General features: G+C 58.5%; 17 protein-coding genes. 4 read left to right on the top strand and 13 right to left on the bottom strand.

Features of this window, described 5'->3' with window-relative positions; translation table 11 throughout:
- Nucleotides 1–103: 103 nt before the first annotated feature.
- The 4 genes from rpoC to rplJ form a co-directional block, all read right to left on the bottom strand.
- Nucleotides 104–4,345 carry a DNA-directed RNA polymerase subunit beta' gene (gene rpoC / locus ACR0IM_RS22050; protein WP_480643217.1) on the bottom strand — a complete coding sequence of 1,414 codons (4,242 nt, stop codon included), beginning with the start codon at nucleotides 4,343–4,345 and terminating at the stop codon, nucleotides 104–106.
- Between the two features lie 50 nt (nucleotides 4,346–4,395).
- Nucleotides 4,396–8,532, bottom strand: coding sequence for a DNA-directed RNA polymerase subunit beta (gene rpoB, locus ACR0IM_RS22045; protein WP_480595524.1), 4,137 nt, complete (start codon nucleotides 8,530–8,532; stop codon nucleotides 4,396–4,398).
- Nucleotides 8,533–8,782: 250 nt separating this feature from the next.
- A complete protein-coding gene (gene rplL, locus ACR0IM_RS22040) occupies nucleotides 8,783–9,157 on the bottom strand; it encodes a 50S ribosomal protein L7/L12 (RefSeq protein WP_037314964.1) in 375 nt (124 codons plus the stop codon).
- Between the two features lie 80 nt (nucleotides 9,158–9,237).
- Nucleotides 9,238–9,756: a 50S ribosomal protein L10 gene (gene rplJ / locus ACR0IM_RS22035; protein ID WP_480595523.1), complete on the bottom strand. Its 519-nt coding sequence runs from the start codon at nucleotides 9,754–9,756 to the stop codon at nucleotides 9,238–9,240.
- Between the two features lie 404 nt (nucleotides 9,757–10,160).
- Between rplJ and ACR0IM_RS22030 the strand changes: the two genes are divergently transcribed.
- Both ACR0IM_RS22030 and ACR0IM_RS22025 read left to right on the top strand, forming a co-directional pair.
- Nucleotides 10,161–11,126: a phosphotransferase family protein gene (locus tag ACR0IM_RS22030; RefSeq protein WP_480683235.1), complete on the top strand. Its 966-nt coding sequence runs from the start codon at nucleotides 10,161–10,163 to the stop codon at nucleotides 11,124–11,126.
- A gap of 231 nt (nucleotides 11,127–11,357) precedes the next feature.
- Entirely contained in the window at nucleotides 11,358–12,266 is a 909-nt protein-coding gene (locus ACR0IM_RS22025) for a phosphotransferase (RefSeq protein WP_480683234.1), read from the top strand.
- 100 nt (nucleotides 12,267–12,366) lie between these two features.
- Here ACR0IM_RS22025 and rplA read toward each other — a convergent pair whose 3' ends face one another.
- Nucleotides 12,367–13,065 (bottom strand): 50S ribosomal protein L1, encoded by a 699-nt coding sequence (rplA, locus tag ACR0IM_RS22020; protein WP_170407486.1) that lies wholly within the window; start codon nucleotides 13,063–13,065, stop codon nucleotides 12,367–12,369.
- Between the two features lies 1 nt (nucleotide 13,066).
- The gene (gene rplK, locus ACR0IM_RS22015) at nucleotides 13,067–13,516 is read right to left on the bottom strand and encodes a 50S ribosomal protein L11 (RefSeq protein WP_010440985.1); all 450 of its coding nucleotides are present in this window, start codon (nucleotides 13,514–13,516) and stop codon (nucleotides 13,067–13,069) included.
- Nucleotides 13,517–13,827: 311 nt separating this feature from the next.
- Here rplK and ACR0IM_RS22010 point away from each other — a divergent pair, with 311 nt between their 5' ends.
- Nucleotides 13,828–14,688 carry a hypothetical protein gene (locus ACR0IM_RS22010; protein ID WP_480643212.1) on the top strand — a complete coding sequence of 287 codons (861 nt, stop codon included), beginning with the start codon at nucleotides 13,828–13,830 and terminating at the stop codon, nucleotides 14,686–14,688.
- On the top strand, nucleotides 14,685–15,449 hold the full coding sequence (locus ACR0IM_RS22005; protein ID WP_480683233.1) for a hypothetical protein: 765 nt from the start codon (nucleotides 14,685–14,687) through the stop codon (nucleotides 15,447–15,449). The genes ACR0IM_RS22010 and ACR0IM_RS22005 overlap by 4 nt, the downstream gene beginning before the upstream one ends.
- Nucleotides 15,450–15,570: 121 nt before the next feature.
- Here the strand turns inward: ACR0IM_RS22005 and nusG are convergent, their stop codons facing one another.
- The 7 genes from nusG to ACR0IM_RS21970 form a co-directional block, all read right to left on the bottom strand.
- A complete protein-coding gene (nusG, locus tag ACR0IM_RS22000; RefSeq protein WP_170328796.1) occupies nucleotides 15,571–16,104 on the bottom strand; it encodes a transcription termination/antitermination protein NusG in 534 nt (177 codons plus the stop codon).
- Nucleotides 16,105–16,303: 199 nt separating this feature from the next.
- Nucleotides 16,304–16,501: a preprotein translocase subunit SecE gene (gene secE, locus ACR0IM_RS21995; protein WP_170335602.1), complete on the bottom strand. Its 198-nt coding sequence runs from the start codon at nucleotides 16,499–16,501 to the stop codon at nucleotides 16,304–16,306.
- 68 nt (nucleotides 16,502–16,569) lie between these two features.
- Nucleotides 16,570–16,728 (bottom strand): cbb3-type cytochrome oxidase assembly protein CcoS, encoded by a 159-nt coding sequence (gene ccoS, locus ACR0IM_RS21990; protein ID WP_170335604.1) that lies wholly within the window; start codon nucleotides 16,726–16,728, stop codon nucleotides 16,570–16,572.
- Nucleotides 16,729–16,733: 5 nt separating this feature from the next.
- The gene (locus ACR0IM_RS21985; protein WP_480643209.1) at nucleotides 16,734–18,911 is read right to left on the bottom strand and encodes a heavy metal translocating P-type ATPase; all 2,178 of its coding nucleotides are present in this window, start codon (nucleotides 18,909–18,911) and stop codon (nucleotides 16,734–16,736) included.
- Between the two features lie 4 nt (nucleotides 18,912–18,915).
- Nucleotides 18,916–19,374 carry a FixH family protein gene (locus tag ACR0IM_RS21980; RefSeq protein WP_480595517.1) on the bottom strand — a complete coding sequence of 153 codons (459 nt, stop codon included), beginning with the start codon at nucleotides 19,372–19,374 and terminating at the stop codon, nucleotides 18,916–18,918.
- Nucleotide 19,375: 1 nt separating this feature from the next.
- Entirely contained in the window at nucleotides 19,376–20,803 is a 1,428-nt protein-coding gene (gene ccoG, locus ACR0IM_RS21975) for a cytochrome c oxidase accessory protein CcoG (RefSeq protein ID WP_480683232.1), read from the bottom strand.
- Between the two features lie 101 nt (nucleotides 20,804–20,904).
- On the bottom strand, nucleotides 20,905–21,780 hold the full coding sequence (locus ACR0IM_RS21970; protein ID WP_480595515.1) for a LysR family transcriptional regulator: 876 nt from the start codon (nucleotides 21,778–21,780) through the stop codon (nucleotides 20,905–20,907).
- Nucleotides 21,781–21,826: the final 46 nt, after the last annotated feature.

Genomic DNA, 21,826 nt, shown 5'->3' with positions numbered 1-21,826 from the left:
GCGCAGCATCGGGCCCTAAAGACTCGAAGCAGTCATTGACTAGTCCACAAAAAGAGGCCCCGCGATAGATATCGCAGGGCCTCTTTTTTGCTTGTGACGAGACTTACTCGCGGCTTTCCGGTGTTTCCACCAGAACGTCCAGCTCGTCGCCGACCATGTCGTCGTCCATCATCGGCGCAGCCAGGGCAGCGGCCGCTTCGGCCTCTTCCCGGCGAGCTTCGATCACGACGTTGTCGCGCGATTGCGCAACCTGACGCACGGCCTGGGTCGCACCACCGGTACCGGCGGGGATCAGGCGGCCAACGATAACGTTCTCTTTCAGGCCGACCAGTTTGTCCTTTTTGCCCTGTACCGACGCTTCGGTCAGAACACGGGTGGTTTCCTGGAACGACGCCGCCGAGATGAACGAACGCGTCTGCAGCGAGGCTTTGGTGATCCCCAAGAGGATCGGCTCGCCCTGAGCCGGACGTCCACCGCGCGAGATGGTCTTCTCGTTGGCCGCGTCGAACTCCTGCTTGTCGACATGTTCGCCTTTCAGCAGGGTGGTGTCGCCTGAATCCAGGATCTCCCACTTCTGCAGCATCTGGCGCACGATGACTTCGATGTGCTTGTCGTTGATCTTCACACCCTGCAGACGATAGACGTCCTGCACCTCGTCGATCATGTAATCCGCCAGCGCTTCGACACCCATGATGGACAGGATGTCATGCGGAGCCGGGTTACCGTCCATCAGGTATTCACCCTTCTGGATGAAGTCCCCTTCGGCGACCGGGATGTGCTTGCCCTTGGGCACCATGTATTCGATGGTCTCCATGGACTCGTCCGCCGGTTCGATGCTGATGCGGCGCTTGTTCTTGTAGTCGCGGCCAAAGCGCACGTAACCATCGGCTTCCGCGATGATCGCGTGATCTTTCGGACGACGGGCTTCGAACAGTTCGGCCACACGCGGCAAACCACCGGTGATGTCCTTGGTCTTGGCGCCTTCACGCGGGATACGCGCGACAACGTCACCGGCTTCAACCTGCTGGCCGTCTTCGACCGACAGGATCGCGTCCACCGACATCGGATAGTGAACCGGGTTGCCCGCATCATTGCGGACCGGCTCGCCATCTTCACCGACCAGAATGATCTCGGGCTTGAGGTCGCTGCCTTTGGGGGCGGCGCGCCAGTCGATCACGATCTTCTGGGTCATACCGGTGGCTTCGTCGGTCTCGTCGCGAACAGCAAGGCCCGAAACAAGGTCGACGTATTTCGCGGTACCGGCTTTCTCGGCGATGATCGGCAGGGTGTAGGGATCCCATTCGAACAGCTTGTCGCCACGGGCGACTTTGGTGCCGTCCTTGACGAACAGCTTCGAGCCGTAGCCCAGCTTGTGGCTGGCACGCTCTTCGCCGTGCTCGTCCTTGATCACCAGCTTCATGTTCCGGCCCATGACCAGGCTTTCGCCTGCAGCATTTACCAAAATCTGCGGGTTTTCGAACGAAACGACACCTTCCTGGCTGGCTTCCTGGAACGACTGCTGACCACCTTGCGCAACACCACCGATGTGGAAGGTCCGCATCGTCAGCTGCGTACCGGGTTCACCAATGGACTGGGCGGCGATGATGCCGACGGCTTCACCCGTGTTCACCATGGTACCGCGCGCAAGGTCACGACCGTAGCAAGTTGCACAGACACCTTCCTCGGACTCACAGGTCAGAGGCGAACGGATGCGGGTCGACTGAACGCCGGCTTCATCAATGGCATCTGCCATACGCTCGTCGATCAGCTGACCAGCCGCAACGATCACCTCATCCGTTCCCGGACGCAGGATGTCGTCAGCCGCCACACGGCCCAGGATACGTTCGGCCAGCGAGGCGACAACCTCACCGTCGTTCACGGCGGCTTCGGCTGTGATTGCGCGCTCGGTGCCACAGTCGATCTCACGCACGATGCAGTCCTGCGCCACGTCCACCAGACGACGGGTCAGGTAACCCGAGTTCGCGGTCTTCAGAGCGGTATCCGACAGACCCTTACGGGCACCGTGGGTCGAGTTGAAGTACTCGAGAACGGTCAGACCTTCCTTGAAGTTCGAGATGATCGGCGTCTCGATGATGTCACCGTTCGGCTTGGCCATCAGGCCGCGCATACCGCCCAGCTGTTTCATCTGAGTGACCGAGCCACGCGCACCGGAGTGGGCCATCATGTAGACCGAGTTCGGTTCCTGTTCGGATCCGTCCTCTGCCCGATCCGAGGATGAGATCGTGCTCATCATCGCCTCAGTCACGCGGTCGTTACACTTCGACCAGGCATCGACAACTTTGTTGTACTTTTCGCCCTGAGTGATCAGGCCGTCCATGTACTGTTGTTCAAAGTCCTTCACCTGACCGCGGGTGTCATCGACGATGCCCCACTTGTCGTCCGGAATGACCATGTCGTCCTTACCGAACGAGATGCCCGCCTTGAACGCTTCTTTGAAGCCCATCGACATGATCTGGTCACAGAATATAACCGACTCTTTCTGACCACAGTAACGGTAGACGGTGTCGATCACCTGCTGCACTTCTTTCTTCCGCAGCAGGCGGTTGACCAATTCAAACGGCGCCTTGTTGTTCATCGGCAGCAACGCACCCAGGCGCAGACGGCCCGGAGTGGTTTCATAACGCTTCTGAACTTCGTTGCCTTCGTCGTCGATCTGCGTGATCCGCGCGGTGATTTTCGAGTGCAGATGCACCTCACCCGCGTCCAGCGCGTGCTGAACTTCTTCGATCGAGCCAAAGACCTTGCCTTCGCCCGGCATGCCTTCGCGTTCCAGGGTCACATAGTAGAGACCCAGGATCATATCCTGCGAAGGAACGATGATCGGCGCGCCGTTTGCAGGCGACAGAACGTTGTTCGTCGACATCATCAGAACACGCGCTTCCAGCTGGGCCTCAAGGCTCAGCGGGACGTGAACGGCCATCTGGTCACCGTCGAAGTCGGCGTTAAAGGCCGAACAGACCAGCGGGTGCAGCTGAATGGCTTTACCTTCGATCAGGACCGGCTCGAACGCCTGAATGCCAAGACGGTGCAGCGTCGGTGCACGGTTCAGCATGACTGGGTGTTCGCGGATCACCTCGTCAAGAATATCCCACACTTCGGGACGCTCTTTCTCGACCAGTTTCTTCGCCTGTTTCACGGTCGAAGACAGACCCTTGGCTTCAAGGCGCGAGTAGATGAACGGCTTGAACAGCTCCAGCGCCATCTTCTTGGGCAGACCACACTGGTGCAGCTTCAGCTCCGGGCCGGTCACGATGACCGAACGGCCCGAGAAGTCGACGCGTTTACCCAGAAGGTTCTGACGGAAGCGGCCCTGCTTACCTTTCAGCATGTCCGACAGAGATTTCAGCGGGCGCTTGTTGGCGCCGGTGATCACGCGGCCACGGCGACCGTTGTCGAACAGAGCGTCCACGGATTCCTGCAGCATCCGCTTTTCGTTGCGGACGATGATGTCAGGTGCGCGCAGTTCGATCAGACGCTTCAGACGGTTGTTCCGGTTGATGACGCGGCGATACAGATCGTTCAGATCCGAGGTCGCAAAGCGGCCGCCATCCAGCGGAACCAGCGGACGCAGTTCCGGCGGAATGACCGGAATCACGGTCATCACCATCCATTCGGGCCGGTTACCCGACTCGAGGAAGGATTCAACTACCTTCAGACGCTTGATGATCTTCTTGGGCTTCAGCTCGCCGGTCGCTTCGGCCAGATCAGCGCGCAGCTGTTCGGCTTCGGCTTCCAGATCGATCTGGGCCAGCATCTCACGAATGGCTTCGGCACCGATATTGGCGGTGAACGCGTCCATGCCATAGGCATCCTGCGCGTCCATGTACTCTTCTTCAGTCAGCATCTGGCCATAAGACAGGTCTGTCAGACCGGGCTCGATGACGACGTAGTTTTCAAAGTACAGAACACGTTCCAGATCGCGCAGCGTCATGTCCAGCATCAGACCGATGCGGGACGGCAGCGACTTCAGGAACCAGATATGTGCGACGGGCGCGGCCAGCTCGATGTGGCCCATACGCTCGCGGCGGACTTTCTGCAGGGTGACTTCCACACCGCATTTCTCGCAGACAACGCCGCGATACTTCATCCGCTTATATTTGCCGCACAGACATTCGTAGTCTTTGATCGGGCCAAAGATACGTGCACAGAACAGACCGTCACGTTCAGGCTTGAACGTCCGGTAGTTTATGGTTTCGGGTTTCTTGATCTCGCCATAGGACCAAGACAGAATCCGCTCGGGCGACGCCAGCGAGACCTTGATCTCGTCGAAAACCTTCGGGGGCGTCAGCGGGTTGAACGGGTTGTTGGTGATTTCCTGGTTCATTTGTTACCTCAAATCTTGCGGAAGGGGGGACGGGAGAAAGGGCAGCGCCCTTACTCCTCAACCTCCGCATCCAGGAGTTCCATATTCAGGCCGAGGCCACGGACTTCTTTCACCAGAACGTTGAACGATTCCGGTACGCCCGCTTCAAAGTTATCCTCGCCCTTGACGATCGACTCATAGACCTTGGTCCGGCCGGCGACGTCATCCGATTTCACGGTGAGCATCTCCTGCAGGGTGTAGGCGGCGCCGTAAGCTTCCAGAGCCCAGACTTCCATCTCACCAAAGCGCTGGCCACCGAACTGCGCCTTACCACCCAGCGGCTGCTGGGTGACCAGGCTGTACGGCCCGGTCGAACGCGCGTGGATCTTGTCGTCCACCAGGTGGTGCAGTTTCAGCAGGTACTTGATGCCCACGGTCACCGGACGTGCGAATTGCTCACCGGTGCGACCGTCGAACAGGATCGACTGACCGCTTTCCGAGAAGCCCGCACGCACCAGCGCGTCGTTGACGTCAGCCTCTTTGGCACCGTCGAAGACCGGGGTTGCGATCGGAACACCGCGGGTCACGTTGCCCGCAGCCTCGATCAGGCCATCCTCGTCCAGACCGGTGATGCCTTCTTCGTAGACATTCTCGCCATAGGCCAGCTTCATTGCTTCGCGCACCGGGGTCAGGTCGCCGGAGCGGCGGTATTCACCCAGTGCGTCGTCGATGTTCAGACCCAGACCGCGCGCGGCCCAACCCATGTGGGTTTCAAGGATCTGACCAACGTTCATACGCGAAGGCACACCCAGCGGGTTCAGACAGAAGTCAACCGGAGTACCATCGGCCAGGAACGGCATGTCTTCCATCGGAACAACCTTGGAGATCACACCTTTGTTCCCGTGACGACCGGCCATCTTGTCGCCCGGCTGCAGCTTGCGCTTCACGGCGATGAAGACTTTGACCATCTTCATCACACCCGGCGGCAGGTCGTCGCCACGGCGGACCTTCTCGACCTTGTCCTCGAAACGGGCGTCCAGAGCACGCTTTTGCACTTCGTACTGCTCGTTCAGAGCCTCGACGATCTGTGCGTCCTGCTCACCTTCCAGCGCCAGCTGCCACCACTGACCACGGGTCAGGGTTTCCAACAGCTCCTCGGTGATCACCGAGCCCGGCTTGACGCCTTTCGGGCCTTTGACAGCAGTTTTACCCAAGATCAGGCCCTGCAGACGCGCATAGATGTTGCGGTCAAGGATCGCCAGCTCGTCGTCCCGGTCACGAGCCAGGCGTTCGACTTCCTCACGCTCGATCTGCAGCGCACGCTCGTCTTTCTCGACGCCGTGACGGTTGAAGACGCGGACCTCAACGACCGTACCGTAATCGCCCGGCTTCACGCGCAACGAGGTGTCGCGCACGTCAGATGCTTTTTCACCAAAGATGGCGCGCAGCAGCTTTTCTTCCGGGGTCATCGGGCTTTCGCCCTTTGGAGTGATCTTGCCGACCAGAATATCGCCCGGCTCGACATCCGCACCGATGTAAACGATGCCCGCCTCGTCGAGGTTGCGCAGCGCTTCTTCACCGACGTTCGGGATGTCGCGGGTGATCTCTTCCGGGCCCAGCTTGGTGTCACGGGCGGCGACTTCAAACTCCTCGATATGAACCGAGGTGAAGACGTCGTCACGCGCGATACGTTCCGAGATCAGGATCGAGTCTTCGTAGTTGTAACCGTTCCACGGCATGAACGCGACGACCACGTTCTTGCCCAGCGCCAGTTCACCCATATCGGTCGACGGACCATCGGCAATGACCTCGCCCTTCTGGACGGTGTCACCCACCTTGATCAGCGGACGCTGGTTGATGCAGGTGTTCTGGTTCGAACGCTGGAACTTGCGCAGACGGTAGATGTCAACGCCAGCGTCGCCCAGTTCCAGATCTTCGGTGGCGCGGATAACGATACGCTGGGCATCGACCTGGTCGATGATACCGGCGCGTTTCGCCTGAATAGCAGCGCCTGAGTCGATCGCAACCTTTTCCTCGATCCCGGTACCGACCAGCGGTGCCTCGGCGCGCAGCAGCGGAACCGCCTGACGTTGCATGTTCGAGCCCATCAGAGCGCGGTTGGCGTCGTCATTTTCAAGGAACGGGATCAGCGATGCAGCGACCGAAACCAGCTGTTTCGGCGACACGTCGATCAGGTCAACATTCTCACGCGGGGCAAGAGTGTAGTCACCAGCCTGACGGGTCGACACCAGATCGTTGATGAACTTGCCATCAGCGTCCAGAGTCGCGTTCGCCTGCGCCACTGTGTGACGCATTTCCTCGGTCGCGGACATGTAATGAACCTCATCGGTCACCTCGGCGTCTTTAACAACGCGGTAAGGTGTTTCAATGAAGCCATACTTATTCACGCGGGCAAAGGTGGCCAGCGAGTTGATCAGACCGATGTTCGGACCTTCAGGCGTTTCAATCGGGCACATCCGGCCATAGTGGGTCGGGTGCACGTCGCGAACCTCAAAGCCCGCACGCTCACGCGTCAGACCACCGGGGCCAAGCGCCGAGAGGCGGCGTTTGTGGGTGACTTCCGACAGCGGGTTGGTCTGGTCCATGAACTGCGACAGCTGCGATGAGCCGAAGAATTCACGCACAGCAGCCGCAGCCGGTTTCGCGTTGATCAGATCCTGCGGCATGACGGTGTCAATCTCGACCGACGACATACGCTCTTTGATCGCGCGCTCCATGCGCAGCAGACCGACTCGATACTGGTTCTCCATGAGTTCGCCGACCGAACGCACACGACGGTTGCCGAGGTGGTCGATATCGTCCACGTCGCCTTTGCCATCGCGCAGTTCCACCAGCGCTTTGATGCAGGCCACAATGTCTTCGCGGCGCAGGGTGCGCAGGGTGTCCGGCGCGTCCAGTGCCAGACGCATGTTCATCTTCACGCGGCCAACGGCGGACAGGTCATAACGCTCGCTGTCGAAGAACAGGGTGTCGAACAGGGCCGACGCAGCTTCGACGGTGGGCGGCTCACCCGGACGCATAACGCGGTAGATGTCCATCAGCGCGCTTTCACGGTTCAGGTTCTTATCCTGAGCCATGGTGTTGCGCATGTAGGGGCCAACATTGACGTTGTCGATGTCCAGAACCGGGATGTCGGTGATACCCGCATCGATCAGTTCCTTGACAGTGCCACCGATCAGGTCGCCGTCCTTGTCGTATTCCAGGGTCAGCTCATCACCGGCTTCGACATAGATCGCGCCGTTTTCTTCGTTGATGATGTCCTTTGCGACATACTTGCCGACGATGTGATCGAACGGAACCAGCAGGTCGGTAACGACGCCTTCTTCGATCAGTTTCTTGACCGCGCGCGGGGTGACTTTCTTGCCCGCCTCGGCAATGACTTCACCGGATTTCGCGTCGATCAGATCATAGGTCGGGCGGGTACCGCGAACACGCTCGGGGAAGAATGGCGCGATCCAGCCCTTCTTCTTGTCCAGCTTGTAGGACACGGTGTTGTAATACGCGTCCATGATCGCTTCCTGATCCAGACCCAGTGCATACAGCAGGGTTGTCACAGGCAGTTTACGGCGACGGTCGATACGGGCGAAGACGATGTCCTTGGCGTCAAACTCAAAGTCCAGCCAGCTGCCGCGATACGGGATGATGCGGCAGGCAAACAGCAACTTGCCCGAGGAATGGGTCTTGCCCTTGTCGTGGTCGAAGAACACACCGGGCGAACGGTGCATCTGGGACACGATCACACGCTCGGTACCGTTCACGATGAACGTCCCGTTCGGCGTCATCAGGGGCATGTCGCCCATGAACACGTCCTGTTCCTTAATGTCCTTGACCGATTTGGCGCCGGTGTCCTCATCGACATCAAACACGATCAGACGCAGAGTGACCTTCAGCGGCGCGCTGTAGGTCATGTCGCGCTGCATGCATTCTTCGACGTCGTACTTGGGTTTTTCCAGATCGTATTTTACGAACTCCAGAACGGAGGTTTCGTTGAAATCCTTGATCGGGAAAACCGACTGGAACACGCCTTTGATGCCTTCGCCGTCGGTGGGCTGCTCTGCATCGCCTGAGCGCAGGAAAAGATCATAAGAAGATTTCTGGACCTCAATGAGGTTCGGCATCTCCAGCACTTCACGGATTTTGCCGTAATATTTACGAAGACGTTTCTGGCCAAGGAACGTTTGAGCCATGTCAGATGTCACCTTTCGATGTTCTCAGCGGGCAAAGACACCGTCGGGCCCCGGCATCTTGCACATTCGAGACGACACGTCCGGATCAATTCATGGCCACCGTCCCGAAGGCAGCCTCCCGATCCGCGAACCGCGTCTTAGAAAACGCCCCAACCCATGAGGCCCTTTCTAAGACAGGTTCGGCTGGACCCGGATTTCTCCGGACCCAGCCAAATTTTTCGGCGCATCAGCGATGCACCTGTCGGTTGACTTAGGCCAGCTCGACTTCGGCGCCAGCTGCTTCCAGCTTGCCTTTGACTTCTTCGGCTTCGTCTTTCGACACGCCTTCTTTGATCTTGCCGCCAGCTTCGACCAGCTCTTTGGCTTCTTTCAGGCCCAGACCGGTGATGCCGCGAACTTCTTTGATCACGTTGATTTTCGAAGCGCCGGCGTTCTTCAGAACGACGTCGAATTCGGTTTTTTCTTCCTCAGCTGCGCCACCGGCGTCGCCACCGGCTGCCATGACAACCGCGCCGCCAGCTGCGGGCTCGATGCCATATTCGTCTTTGAGGATGGTTTTCAGTTCTTGTGCTTCCAGCAGGGTCAGACCCACGATGCTTTCTGCGAGTGCTTTCAGATCAGCCATTGTATTAGCTCTTTCCGTTTTACAGTGTGTGTTCCAACGTCAGGGCAAATGCCCCACGCAGATCATTCAGTGCCAACCGCTTACGCAGCTTCCGCCTTCTCTTCGATGGTGGAAAGGATGCTTGCGATGTTGCTTGCAGGTGCGCCAATCGCGCCAGCGATGTTCGAAGCAGGTGCGCCAATGCAGCCAACGATCGAGGCAATAAGCTCATCGCGGGACGGCATTTTCGATACTGTTTCGACGCCTTTGCGGTCCAGAGCGTTCTCACCCATTGCACCGCCGAGGATTTCAAAATTCTTGTTATCCTTGGCGAAGTCCTCGGCCACCTTGGCTGCTGCCACGGGGTCCTCGGAATAGGTCAGAACGGTCATCCCTGTCAGCAGGTCGGCCATGCTTTCACACGGCTTACCCTCAAGGGCGATTTTGGCGAGCCTGTTCTTGGCAACACGCACGGAGCCTCCGGCTTCGCGCGCACGCGAACGCAGGTCCTGCATCTCGGCAACTGTCAGACCGGCGTAGTGCGAAACCACTACGACGCCAGAGCTTTCGAAGATTTGGCCGAGTTCCTCGACCACTTTCTCTTTCTGGGCTCTATCCACAGTTCTCTCCAAGTTTGGGATGATATCTCACCCCGGCTCATATTTGCCGCGGCTTGCGCCCCGGCGTTCAGGTCCGTTGTTACGGGATTGGCCAAAACTCGCCCGAGGATCGTGACCCTCAGAATTCTTTGGTCTTACCCGTCTCAGGCAGGGAATTAAGGGACCGAATGGACCCACCCACCGTCTTGGACGAAACGAAATAAAGCGCACGACGAATCGCACGCTTTACTACGCAGCTCTCTTTAGGGCAGATGGCCGGGGTTTCCAAGGGGTAAATTGCCCGCTCCGGTAGTTTGGCAAGACCAAGCCACCGCACTCCGGCGCAAGTCAGCGATTGACATGGCTTGCGCGCTGGGGTCCTGTCAACCAACCCCTTTGTTTCACGACCGACTTTTGCTTATCCTATGCTAATCCTCACCGAAGATGAACACAGGCGCGCAACTGAGTTTGTCGAGGAGTTTTCGCGCCATGCCGGGCTGCGCGGGAAGCTACAATTCGATTGCGTATACCGGTCGCACGGCTTTCCCGACACCCGCCTGGTTTTGCGGGTTCAGGGGCCTGCGAATGACTATGCGGTGAAGATTGACACCGCCTCGCCCAAATCCGGCCGGCTGAAGAAAGAGTTCGATATTCTGACCCGGTTGGCGCGGTATTTTGACGGACACGAGACGTCACGGGTGGTTCGCCCCTATTACGTGTCGCCCGGAAATATGTTCTTCGTCTCCGAGTTCATCGACCGACCCACCGCCGTGGACGTGATCCACAACAGCGGGGATAACGATCAGGTTGCCCAGGTCTATCGCCGCGCCGGGGCGTGGCTGCACGACCTTCATGGCTTTCAACCCGCCGCGGAATACGAATTTCGCCCACGCTGGATGACTCTCAGCATCAAAGAGCTGCTGAACTCCGTGCCGCCGCATATCAAAGAAGAAAGTCAGCCGATGGTGGAGAGCTTGAAAACCGCAGCCCGGCATCTGAAGGGCATCCCGGATACACGGGTGTTTTCACACGGAGACTTCCACGGACAGAACCTGATAGTGGGCAAGGGTGAGATGATCGGTCTGGATTTCACCGAGGCGCGGGAGAAACTGGCCGTCTATGACATCGTCGATTTTCTCAAGTCGGATGTTTTCCGCGATACCAGCCCATCCGATGTAGACCGCAGCGGTATCTTAAAACCAAACAAGGACATGTTTTTTCGCCGCTACCGCCACCCGATCCATATGGGGATACTGGATTTCTGCATCCGCGGACGCCTGCTGAAAGACTGGCTTGCGTCGTGGCACATCGACCATAGCTGCAGCCCCTACGAGGAAGACAGGCGGCGGCGCTTGGGGGACCGGCTGAAGATCGCGTTTCAACACCGCTGAAATCACCCAACTCACGCTTCAGACCGGCAGGAAAACCGAAGCCAATTTGAACCGGTTTGCGTTCTGGTACCAAAGTGAACATGATCGCCGCAACCGGGTGTCTTGGTTAAAACTCAAAAGACGGCTTTCTGTATGTGGTTGAACTTCAGAGACACGGACCTTGACCAAGCCGCGTTGAAAGCATGGCCGATGATAGCGGCCGAAGCCGGACTGCCCCGAAGGGGGTGGAAGATGACCCGGCTATATCGCCGGGACGAAGCTGACACGTCTTGTATAGTCCTGCTATTGCAGCACCCGTCCGGTAAGAACCTTGCCTACAAGTACCAAATGAGGCCAGAGGGACAGGGCGGTTTCGTTGCCCAATTCGAACGCCAGCAAAAGTTTTTCAATGTATTTGGTCATCATGACAACCTGGCCATGCCCGAGCCGATCTATGTATCCAAAAAACGTCAGGCCAGCCTGATGGAGTATGTTCCGGGGCGCACGATCGGAAAGCTCGTTCGGCTGGCAGAGGGCAACACGATAAGGCAGCTGGAGCTGTTGTCACACGCTGGTGCGTGGCTGGATGCTTTTCATCGCACCCTAAGCCAAGAGCAAAGGGTGTTTCAGCCAAAACGCACTCTAGAGTATTATCACGACCTGAGAACCCGGATCTTGGCCGGGGAAACCCGCGTGGCCGCCAAACAGATGTTTCTAAACGGAATTGCCCGCCTTTCCGAGCTTGCGCCGCATTTCGAAGGGCGGGAAACCATCGCGGCCGCCCATCACGGCGATTTTCACATGGGCAACCTCGTTTTCGATGGAACAAAGACTTATGGGCTCGATATCTCAAGTGATCGTGTTGAGCCCGTTGGGTATGACATCGCCAAAGTCCTGTTGGATTTTGCGGCCATCGCTCAAAATCTGCGGACTGTCCCACCCGGCAAGATCGTATCAAGCGACGTAATGCGCGCCTTCTTTGACGGCTACACTCTTGTCGGACCCGACGACCCCAGCGTCAATTTTCTGATCTACCCGCGTTTGCTGGCGACCCTGACCCGCGTTCCGCAAAAAAAGAGTGCTCGGAGTATTGCCCAACAACGCACTTTGAGAACGCTGAGACCTTTTGCAAAAAACGCCTTTGAACACCGGCCAGACTGACACACCGGGACCTGGCAAATCAAAAACCCAAAGGCTCAAAAGAAAATCCCGGGCAGTTCGCACCACCCGGGACCAATTCTTCGCAACTTTGCGTAAAGGCTTATTCGCCCGCCGCAGCTGCCACATCCAGAGTCACGCCCGGGCCCATGGTCGAGCTCAGTGCGATTTTCTTCATGTAGGTGCCTTTGGCGCCCGACGGCTTGGCCTTGGCCACAGCCGAAACGAAAGCACGGACGTTTTCAGCCAGCTTGGCTTCGTCGAAGGACGCTTTGCCAACGCCTGCGTGCACAACGCCGCCTTTTTCCGCCTTGAACTGAACTTCACCGCCCTTGGCTGCTTCCACGGCCGCTTTCACGTCCATGGTCACAGTGCCAACTTTGGGGTTCGGCATCAGGTTGCGTGGGCCCAAAACTTTACCCAGACGGCCAACGATTGGCATCATGTCAGGGGTTGCAATGCAGCGATCGAATTCGATGGTGCCGCCCTGAATGGTTTCCATCAGGTCTTCTGCGCCAACGATATCCGCGCCTGCTTCTTTCGCTTCGTCAGCCTTCGGGCCACGAGCGAAAACAGCAACACGCATCGCTTTGCCGGTGCCGTTCGGCAAGCCGACGACGCCGCGAACCATCTGGTCCGCGTGACGGGTGTCAACACCCAGGTTCAGAGCGATTTCGATGGTCTCGTCGAATTTCGAGGTTGCGTTGGCTTTGACCAGGGCAACTGCTTCTTCGACCGACAGGTTTTCCTTGCCGGCGACAGCTTCGCGCGCAGCGCGGGTACGTTTACCGAGTTTTGCCATCTTACTTCACCTCGATGCCCATGGAGCGGGCCGAGCCCAGGATGATCTGCATTGCGCCTTCGACGTCGTTGGCGTTCAGATCTTTCATTTTGGCTTCGGCGATTTCGCGAACCTGCTTCGAGGTCACGGTGGCCACGGTCTCACGACCGGGGTTTTCCGCACCACGGGGGCGGTTACGCTTGCCGACCGGCTTCAGACCAGCTGCTTTTTTCAGGTAGTAAGACGCGGGCGGCGTCTTGATGTCCATGGTGAAGGACTTGTCCTGATAGTAGGTGATCACGGTCGGGCACGGAGCGCCGGGCTCCATGTCTGCGGTCTTGGCGTTGAACGCCTTGCAGAATTCCATGATGTTGATGCCGCGCTGACCCAGCGCCGGACCAACTGGCGGCGACGGGTTCGCCTGACCTGCAGGAACCTGCAGTTTCATTGTACCAGCAAGCTTCTTGGCCATTTGGTTTTCCTTTCAACGTGAATGGGACGCGTCCCACCCGGTATATGTTGCGTGGTCCGATCCGGGATCGCGATCCCAGCAACCTCCCACGAGAGAATCTCGCCCGAAGACGATAGAGGCGGCGTTTACAGGGGAATGTGGAGGTTGGCAAGTGGCTGGCTCATAATCCCAAGGGACCTATTTGCACCGCAATCGGCCCACAGTCAAATATGGGAACTGAGCAACAGAACAGATTACTTGAATACATAAGTTGCCAAAGAGACGCAGGTGGGTATCTTTGCACAGCTTGATTACAAAAGAGGTGGTCAGGGATGGCATCATCTCGGCTGAACAAGGGACTGCTGATCTGCATTCTGATTGCGATGCTGCCGGGGTGCGGCAGTAAGGCGCAAGATCAGAGCGCTGGCTCCGAAACGGCCACCCAAACCGACGGCGGCAACGGAACTTCTTTGCCCTCAACAACAGGGATTGACCCCGCCACTTATGCAGGCCGGTTCCAGATCAAGCTAACCAAAGAAGTTCCCCTGCGTGACATTCCCGTCCCTTTCACCGTCTATAGCGGACTGGAAGAATCCAGCCCGACCCGTTTGCGATTGAGAGCGTTCATGGATTTGCGTGGATTGCAGGAAAAAGCGCCCCGTATACTGACAGGCCCACTTGAAGAAAGCTGCAAACGCCAGATTTACCTCGAAATCCGGGACGTCACCGCCATAGGCGACACCGTAAAGGTCGAGGGTTCAGCCCGTGCCCAGTTCACGCGGTGTAACAGACGAGAAGAACCGGGTATTCGTTATTTTGGGGCGACCGTAGATGCAATTGCTGTCGCTAAGGCAGAAGTGAAAGGCCAATGCCTCACATTCAGTATCGAAAAGGTTAACCTTAGCCCGCGTGGGTTCATCGGAGCCGTCAGCAATCTCTTTGGCCTGACCAACCGGATCAACGAAGCCGTGTTCGAAAAGGGCGGCGAGTTTTTGGCAGCGCATCCGGTTTGCCCACCCTTGCCCGAAGAATTCACTGTTCTCGACCCGATTTACGAGTCCGGCGGCACACGTGAAATTGCTCCTGGCGGGCTGGGAGCAGCTGTTGTCGGATCGGCTGATGTCAGCGCAGAGACAATAGTCAAAGTCCTTGGGGGACTGAAGGAGCTTGGTGATTTGGAGTTCGCTGAATGAGACTTTGGTTAGTATTCCCGGTCTTAATGGCAGCTTTTTTGGACGCCCGGGCCCCAAGCGCACAACAGGTGAACTTCGTTATCAATGCGTCACTGCCCTTTCGCGACACGGAATTGCCGTACACGCTTGACCTGAACCTCACGGCAGTAGCCCCCACTCGGATCGGGGTGGGCGCACTTTTGGATTTGCGTGAAATACAAAAAACCGTACCTGAGCGTTTGGCTGATAATGCAATTGTCGACAATTGCGGCCTGCAAATCAGGCTTGATGGTATGAGTTTTCATGCCAAGGACGATGTGATCGATCTGGACGGGGAAGTAACAGTCACGAACTTTGAATGCAGCCGCACCAGTGAACGTGACTTTCAGCGGGGCGAACAAAAAAGAGCTATCTTGGCCAACATGTCCACCGAAGCAACCGTCGATCTGCGTGACAACTGTGCCTATTTTAAACTCAAAGACCTTACATTAACGGCTCCCGAAGCTCAGCGAGAGCAACTGCTGGAAGACGATACACTGGAATCCGTAAAAGACTTGATGTTGGCTGCTGTGGATCTTGTGCTCAATGAAACCCCATTGTGCCCGGAGTTGCCGGCGGAGCTAGCGTCCCTTGATCCAGTGTATGATAAAGGCGGCCCGCGCGAAATCGGAGAGGGTGGCCTAGGTGTTTTTCTTGACGGATCCGTTGATGTAAGCCCGTCAACAATTCTCGACATACTGACAGTTCTTCAGCAAAAAGAACTGCTTCCAGGTCGGCCATAACGAAAGCTTTTCACAGCGTAGGCGCCATCCTTCACCTGCAGGCTTTAGATTTGGCTCGCCAATACAAAAACGCCGCGTTGCTGATCGCAACACGGCGTCGAAAAACCAGTGGGCGAGCCCTTTAGCTCTGCTTCGTGACTTGAGTGAAGTCCAGCTCGACCGGGGTTTCACGGCCAAAGATCGAAACCGAAACCTTCAGCTTCTGGTTCTCGTCATCCACGCCTTCCACCATGCCGTCGAAATCCTCGAACGGGCCGTCGTTGACCTTGACCTTCTCGCCAACCTCGAAGGTGATCATCAGTTTGGGCGCTTCTTCGCCTTCCTGAACGCGGTTGAGGATCTGGTTCACTTCGGCATCACGCATCGGCATTGGGCGGCCTTGCGGGCCCAGGAAGCCAGTGACGCGGTTGATCGAGTTCACCAGGTGATAGCCCTGATCCGACATTTCCATGTGAACCAGCACGTAGCCGGGCATGAAACGGCGTTCGGTCGTGACCTTTTTACCCCGGCGCACTTCGATCACCTCTTCGGTGGGCACCAGAACCTCGTCGATGTCATCCTCAAGGCCCTGCTCGGCCACGGACGTGCGGATCTGCTCTGCGATCTTCTTTTCGAAATTCGAAAGAACGCTGACCGAGTACCACCGTTTCGCCATGAACCTGTCGTCCTTGTTTTTCTTCGGTGCGCACGGATGGCCGCAAGCACCGTCATTGAAATTCTATCGCATCACCCGGAATAAAAAGCGGCGCGCAGCCCGAATCGCCGCACGCCCATTCCGAATAGTACCGCGTCACCTACTCTGACATCGCGCGCGGTGCAAGGGGGCAGTGGTGTTTCCGCCCGCCCGAGCCGGTTTAGCTGAACGCGCCCAGGATCGCCTGAAGCCCGCCGCGAATGGCTAGGTCGACCAGTGCGAAGAACACGGCCGTCAGAGCCGCCATGATGAACACCATGACCGTGGTCAACAGAACTTCACGCCGGGTCGGCCAGACGACCTTTGCAACTTCGGCGCGGACTTGCTGAATGAACTGGATCGGATTCATAGTTGCCATTTGGCTTGGTTCTCTCTGCTAGCGGATGGGCCGGACATAACCGGGCATTGCGGCAATTTCAAGGGCCGTCAGGGCTTGGGCTTGTCGTCCCATTCATCGCTGAGGATACGGCGCGCATCGCCTTCGGGATCATCATACTGGTTCGACCGCACCGTATAAATGAACGCAACAAGGCCAACCCCGCCCAAAAGCAGGGAAATCGGTATCAGATAGGCCAGAACTTCCAATTCAACTACCTCAGGCGCAGGGCATTCAGAGACACGGTGATGGACGAGGTCGACATCGCCAGCGCCGCGATTAGCGGTGTGGCCAAGCCAACGACAGCCAACGGGACCGCGATGATATTATACACGGTTGCGATGCGGAAGTTTTCACGAATCCGTTTCGTCGCTTTGACGGCCGTATCGCAGGCATCTGCGATTGGGGCAAGATCATTACCCAATAGTACGATATCCGACGCCACCCGCGCCGCATCCAGCGCCGAGGCCGGAGAGATCGACACATGCGCCGCTGCCAGCGCGGCAGTATCATTCAGGCCATCGCCGACCATAAGGACGTGGCGGCCCTGCTCGCTCAATTCCTGCACGCGGGCCGCCTTGTCCTGCGGCAGGGCCTGCGCGACCCAGTTGTCGATCCCCAGTTTTGCAGCCAGTACCTGAACCGCGCCCTGCGTGTCGCCGGATATCAGGACAACGTCCTTACCCGCATCCCGAAGGGCCTGAACCGCCTCGGCCGCGCCGGGGCGCAGTCTGTCCGAGAACAGAAAGGTTGCGGGGGCTTGTCCGCCAACCGACAGCCAGGCCGCTGTCTGGTTGCCCTCTTCCGCGCCGGTCCAGGCAGCGCGGCCAAGGCGCACGCGCTGACCATGCCAACTGCCCTCTGTGCCATAGCCCGGAACTTCGGTGACATCCTTAAGGGTGGCCGGCTTAATCCCGGCGTCGCGCGCAGCCTTGGTCAGAGCGACGGACAACGGATGCGAGGACACCTCGGCCAGTGCCAGAGCGACCTCAAGGTCCACACGGGAATGATCACCCAGATTAGTCAGCTCGGGCGTGCCCGAGGTCAGCGTACCGGTCTTATCGAAGACGACCGTATCGACTTCGGCCAGACGCTCCAGCGCGGTGGCATGTTTGATCAGCATCCCCTTGCGGAACAGCCGCCCCGAGGCCGCCGTGGTCACCGCAGGCACGGCCAGACCCAGCGCGCAGGGGCAGGTGATGATCAGAACGGCGGCGGCAATGTTCAGCGCAGTGCGGATATCGCCGGAATAGATGTACCAGCCAAGAAAGCTGAGCGCCGACAGGATGTGCACGCCCGGCGCATAGAGTTTGGCCGCCTTGTCTGCCAGCGAGGTATAGCGAGACCGGCCCGATTCAGCGATGGCGACCAGATCGGCCATGCGATGCAGTGAGGTATCCTCGCCCACCGCCGTTGCCCGGATGGTCAGGGGGCCGGTCAGATTGACCTCACCGGCACTTACGGTCAGGCCAGCCTCGGCGAAGACCGGTAAGGTCTCCCCGGTCAGCAGAGACCGGTCGAGTTCCGATTGGCCAGAGACGATTTCGCCATCCACCGGCATTCGGCCCCCGGGCCGGACAAGGATCAGGTCACCGACGGTCAGAGTGGCCACAGCAACCTCTTCTTCTGACCCATCGACCAGCTTTACGGCACGGGGCACTTCAAGCGCCGTCAGTTCCTCGGCCGCAGACCGGGCCGCGGCACGGGTGCGGTAGTCCAGATACCGTCCGGCCAGCAGGAAGAAGGTCAGCGTCAGCGCTGCATCGAAATAGGCATGTTCACCGCTGAGTACGGTTTCCCAAAGCGACGTCACCAGCGCCAGCACGATGGCCAGTACAATCGGTACGTCCATATTCAGACGGCGTACGCGCAGGGCGCTCCAGGCGTTGGCAAAGAAGGGCTGCCCGGAAAAAGCAATCGCCGGCAGCGCAATGGCTGCCGATATCCAGTGGAACATGTCGCGGGTGGCATCCGATGCTCCCGACCAGACAGACACCGACAACAGCATCACGTTCATCGAGGCAAACCCGGCCACCGCCAGCCGCATCAGCAGATCGCGGCCCGCCTTGTCCGCCTGCGTGGCCGACAAGGCGCCGGGGTCCAGCTCATGGGCCTCGAACCCCGCCCGTTCCAGCACCGGGATCAGGTCGGTGGCCCGCAGGTCTGGCGCCGCTTTGACCATCGCGCGTTTCAGGGTCAAGTTCACCCGCGCGTCTTCCACGCCGGGGTGGGCGTTCAGCTCTCGCTCGACCGTCGCGATACAGGCCGAACAGTGAATGCCCGGCAGCGACAGCGCGATCTGCACATCCTGCGGAATGGGCCGCGCCGGTTCCGCCGGGCCGGCAATGCATCCCGGACAGGCCGCCGTGCCGGATGTCAGTTGCGCCGCCATCCGTTCACCCCTTCACATACAGCGGCACACGCTGCGCGAACTCGGCGCCCGAGCTGTCCTTGGCCACCAGTCGGATGTTCCAGTTGCCCTTGCCCAAAACCGCCGGGGTCGCATAGGCCTGACCATCAAAGGTGAAATCGGGCGCGAAGTCGTCTTTCACATGGGTTGCGCGGCCAACTACGGCCTGCAGTTCCGACACTTCGACCGGGGCACCGGTCTTGTCGGTAATATGCAGGATCAACAGCCCACCGGACACCTCGGCACGGATGTTCCAACCCAGCGCCTGCTGTTCCTGCAGGCGCTCATTGAACTCCTGGCTGGCGACGTAGGAGTTCTTCACCTCGAGCCCCGGAAAGGTTTTGACCGCGCTATATGCCAAGACGAGGTTGACGGCGATGATCACGCCGAAGGCGACGATAAACACCGCCAGGGCGTGCTTTCCGGTAAACTGACGCTCGGCCATCTTAGTTTCCTCGTCCGTTGAACGTGGTGTCCTTATAGGCGCGCTCACCACTTTCCACATCTTCGACCCAGATACGCACCGGCGTGGAAGCCGCGGCCGCAGGTCCGGTACCTTGTTCTGAAATGATGTAGACGCGTGTCAATTGTGCCGTATCTGCGGTGACATTAACAGTGCTGCCCTCGATCCCTTCGATTTGCAGCTGCAGCGCCGGATCACCGGCCAGTGTCAGTTCGAACGGCCGATTCACTCCATGTTTGTTGCGCAGACGCACATCATAGGTGTTTCGGATGGTACCGTCGGACAGGGTCACGAAGGTCGGGTTGCGCACCGGCGCCACCGTCAGATCGATGTCAGAACGGATAAACAGCGCAAACAGCAGGCCAAAACCAACCAGAGACCACAGGGACGTATACATGATCGTCCGAGGCCGCAGGATGTGCTTCCAGACATTTTTGGGTGCATGCCCCGCGCGTTCTCGGGTCTCATCGCTGAGAGCCATATAGTCGATCAGGCCGCGTGGCTTGCCGATCTTGGCCATCATGTCGTCGCAGGCATCGATGCACAGGGCGCAGGTGATGCACTCCAACTGCTGGCCGTCGCGAATGTCGATACCCACGGGGCAGACATTCACACAGGCCATGCAGTCGATGCAGTCGCCCAACTCGGAATCCGCTGTCCGCTTGCCCTTACCGCGTGGCTCACCCCGCCATTCGCGGTAGCCAACGACCAGAGTATCCTCGTCCATCATCGCAGCCTGAATACGCGGCCACGGGCAGGCATAGATACAAATCTGCTCGCGGGCGAAGCCACCGAACAGAAAGGTCGTGCCGGTCAGAATCAAAATGGTGGTGTAAGCAATCGGATGGGCGTTGCCGGTGACCAGATCGCGCAGCAATGTCGGCGCATCGGCAAAATAAAACACCCAGGCGCCGCCAGTAGCCACGCCGATCAACAACCACACGGTCCACTTGGTCAGACGCAGCCGAGCCTTGCGGAAATCCAGTTTCTCCTGCCGATGCAGACGCAGGCGGGCATTTCGATCTCCCTCGATCCAGCGTTCAACCAGAATGTAGAGGTCCGTCCACACGGTCTGCGGACAGGCATAGCCGCACCACACGCGCCCCAGCGCCGAAGTGAACAGGAATAACCCAAGACCGGCCATGATCAGTAGACCCGCCACGAAATAGAACTCGTGCGGCCAAATCTCGATCCAGAAGAAATAGAACCGCCGGTTCGCCAGATCCAGCAGTACCGCCTGATCCGGCAGACTGGGACCGCGGTCCCACCTGATCCATGGCGTCAGATAGTAAATCCCCAATGTGACCGCGAGGATGATCCATTTCAGGTTTCTAAAAGGACCGGACACGCGCCGGGGAAAAATGGGCTCCCTAGCAGCATAAAGGCTGGGGGCGGGGTCGGAATCGCTCACGAGCTGGCTCCAGATGTGGCTGTTTTTTAGGCGTCTTGTCCCAAATCACAACGTGTCCCACTTTGACATGGGTCAAAAGCGCATCGCACAGACACCTTTTGTCACATGCGACCAGATTGCCGCCTGAGCCAAGCCACAAAAACCTTGACGGCAGGCCGCAGCGGTGCATCGCCGGTTACAATATGATAGCCTCGTTCGCCCGGTTCGCAAAACAGTTCGACAAGGCGACCCGCTTTTATGTCGGGTTCAACGAAATGCCGCGCCGTGACGGTCACCCCCTGCCCGGCCCGCAGCCCTTCAAGCACCAGATTGCCCGGCAACACGATACGACCGGCGCGGGGGCCATGTTCCACCCCTTGTCGGTTAAGCCACGAGGTCGCCTCGGTGGTTCCAAGCTCTTCAAGCCAGGGCAACTGGCTTAGTTCGTCCGGGGTCATCGACGCCCTGCCCTGCAGCAGCGAGGGCGCAGCGACGATCACGATCGGGCTTTGCAGCAACAGTTCCGATGTCATACCGGACCAGTTCCCATCCCCGTACCGGATCGCAACATCCACCCCGCCCGGGCGCAGGCTAACCAATTCCGGGGAGGGGTCCAGCACCAGAGGAATATCGGGATGGTCGAGCTGAAAGGCAGGCAGGCGCGGCATCAGCCACGAGGCCGCAAAAGACGCGGTCAGCGAGATGTGAACCGGACGATCTTCGGCCAGATGCATCAGGTCGGCCACCGCATCACCGATGGCACCAAATCCCAGATGCAGGGCACGGGCCAGTTTCTCGCCCTCGGGGGTCAGGGTCATGGATTTTCCGCTTCGGTCCAGCAACGCGGCACCCAGATGCTTTTCCAACGCACGCAATTGCTGGCTGATGGCAGCGTGACTGACATTCAGCTTTGTACCCGCCTGCACCACATTTCTCGTTTCCGCGAAGGCATTGAAGGCCTTCAGCGACGCAAGCGGTGGCATCTTCAACCAATCCATATGTAAGTCCACCTTACATTTTCACACATCAATTGAGTCGCATTTC

It is taken from the genome of Ruegeria sp. BF6 (assembly GCF_056538665.1).
This window is presented reverse-complemented; position numbering and strand designations above follow the sequence as displayed.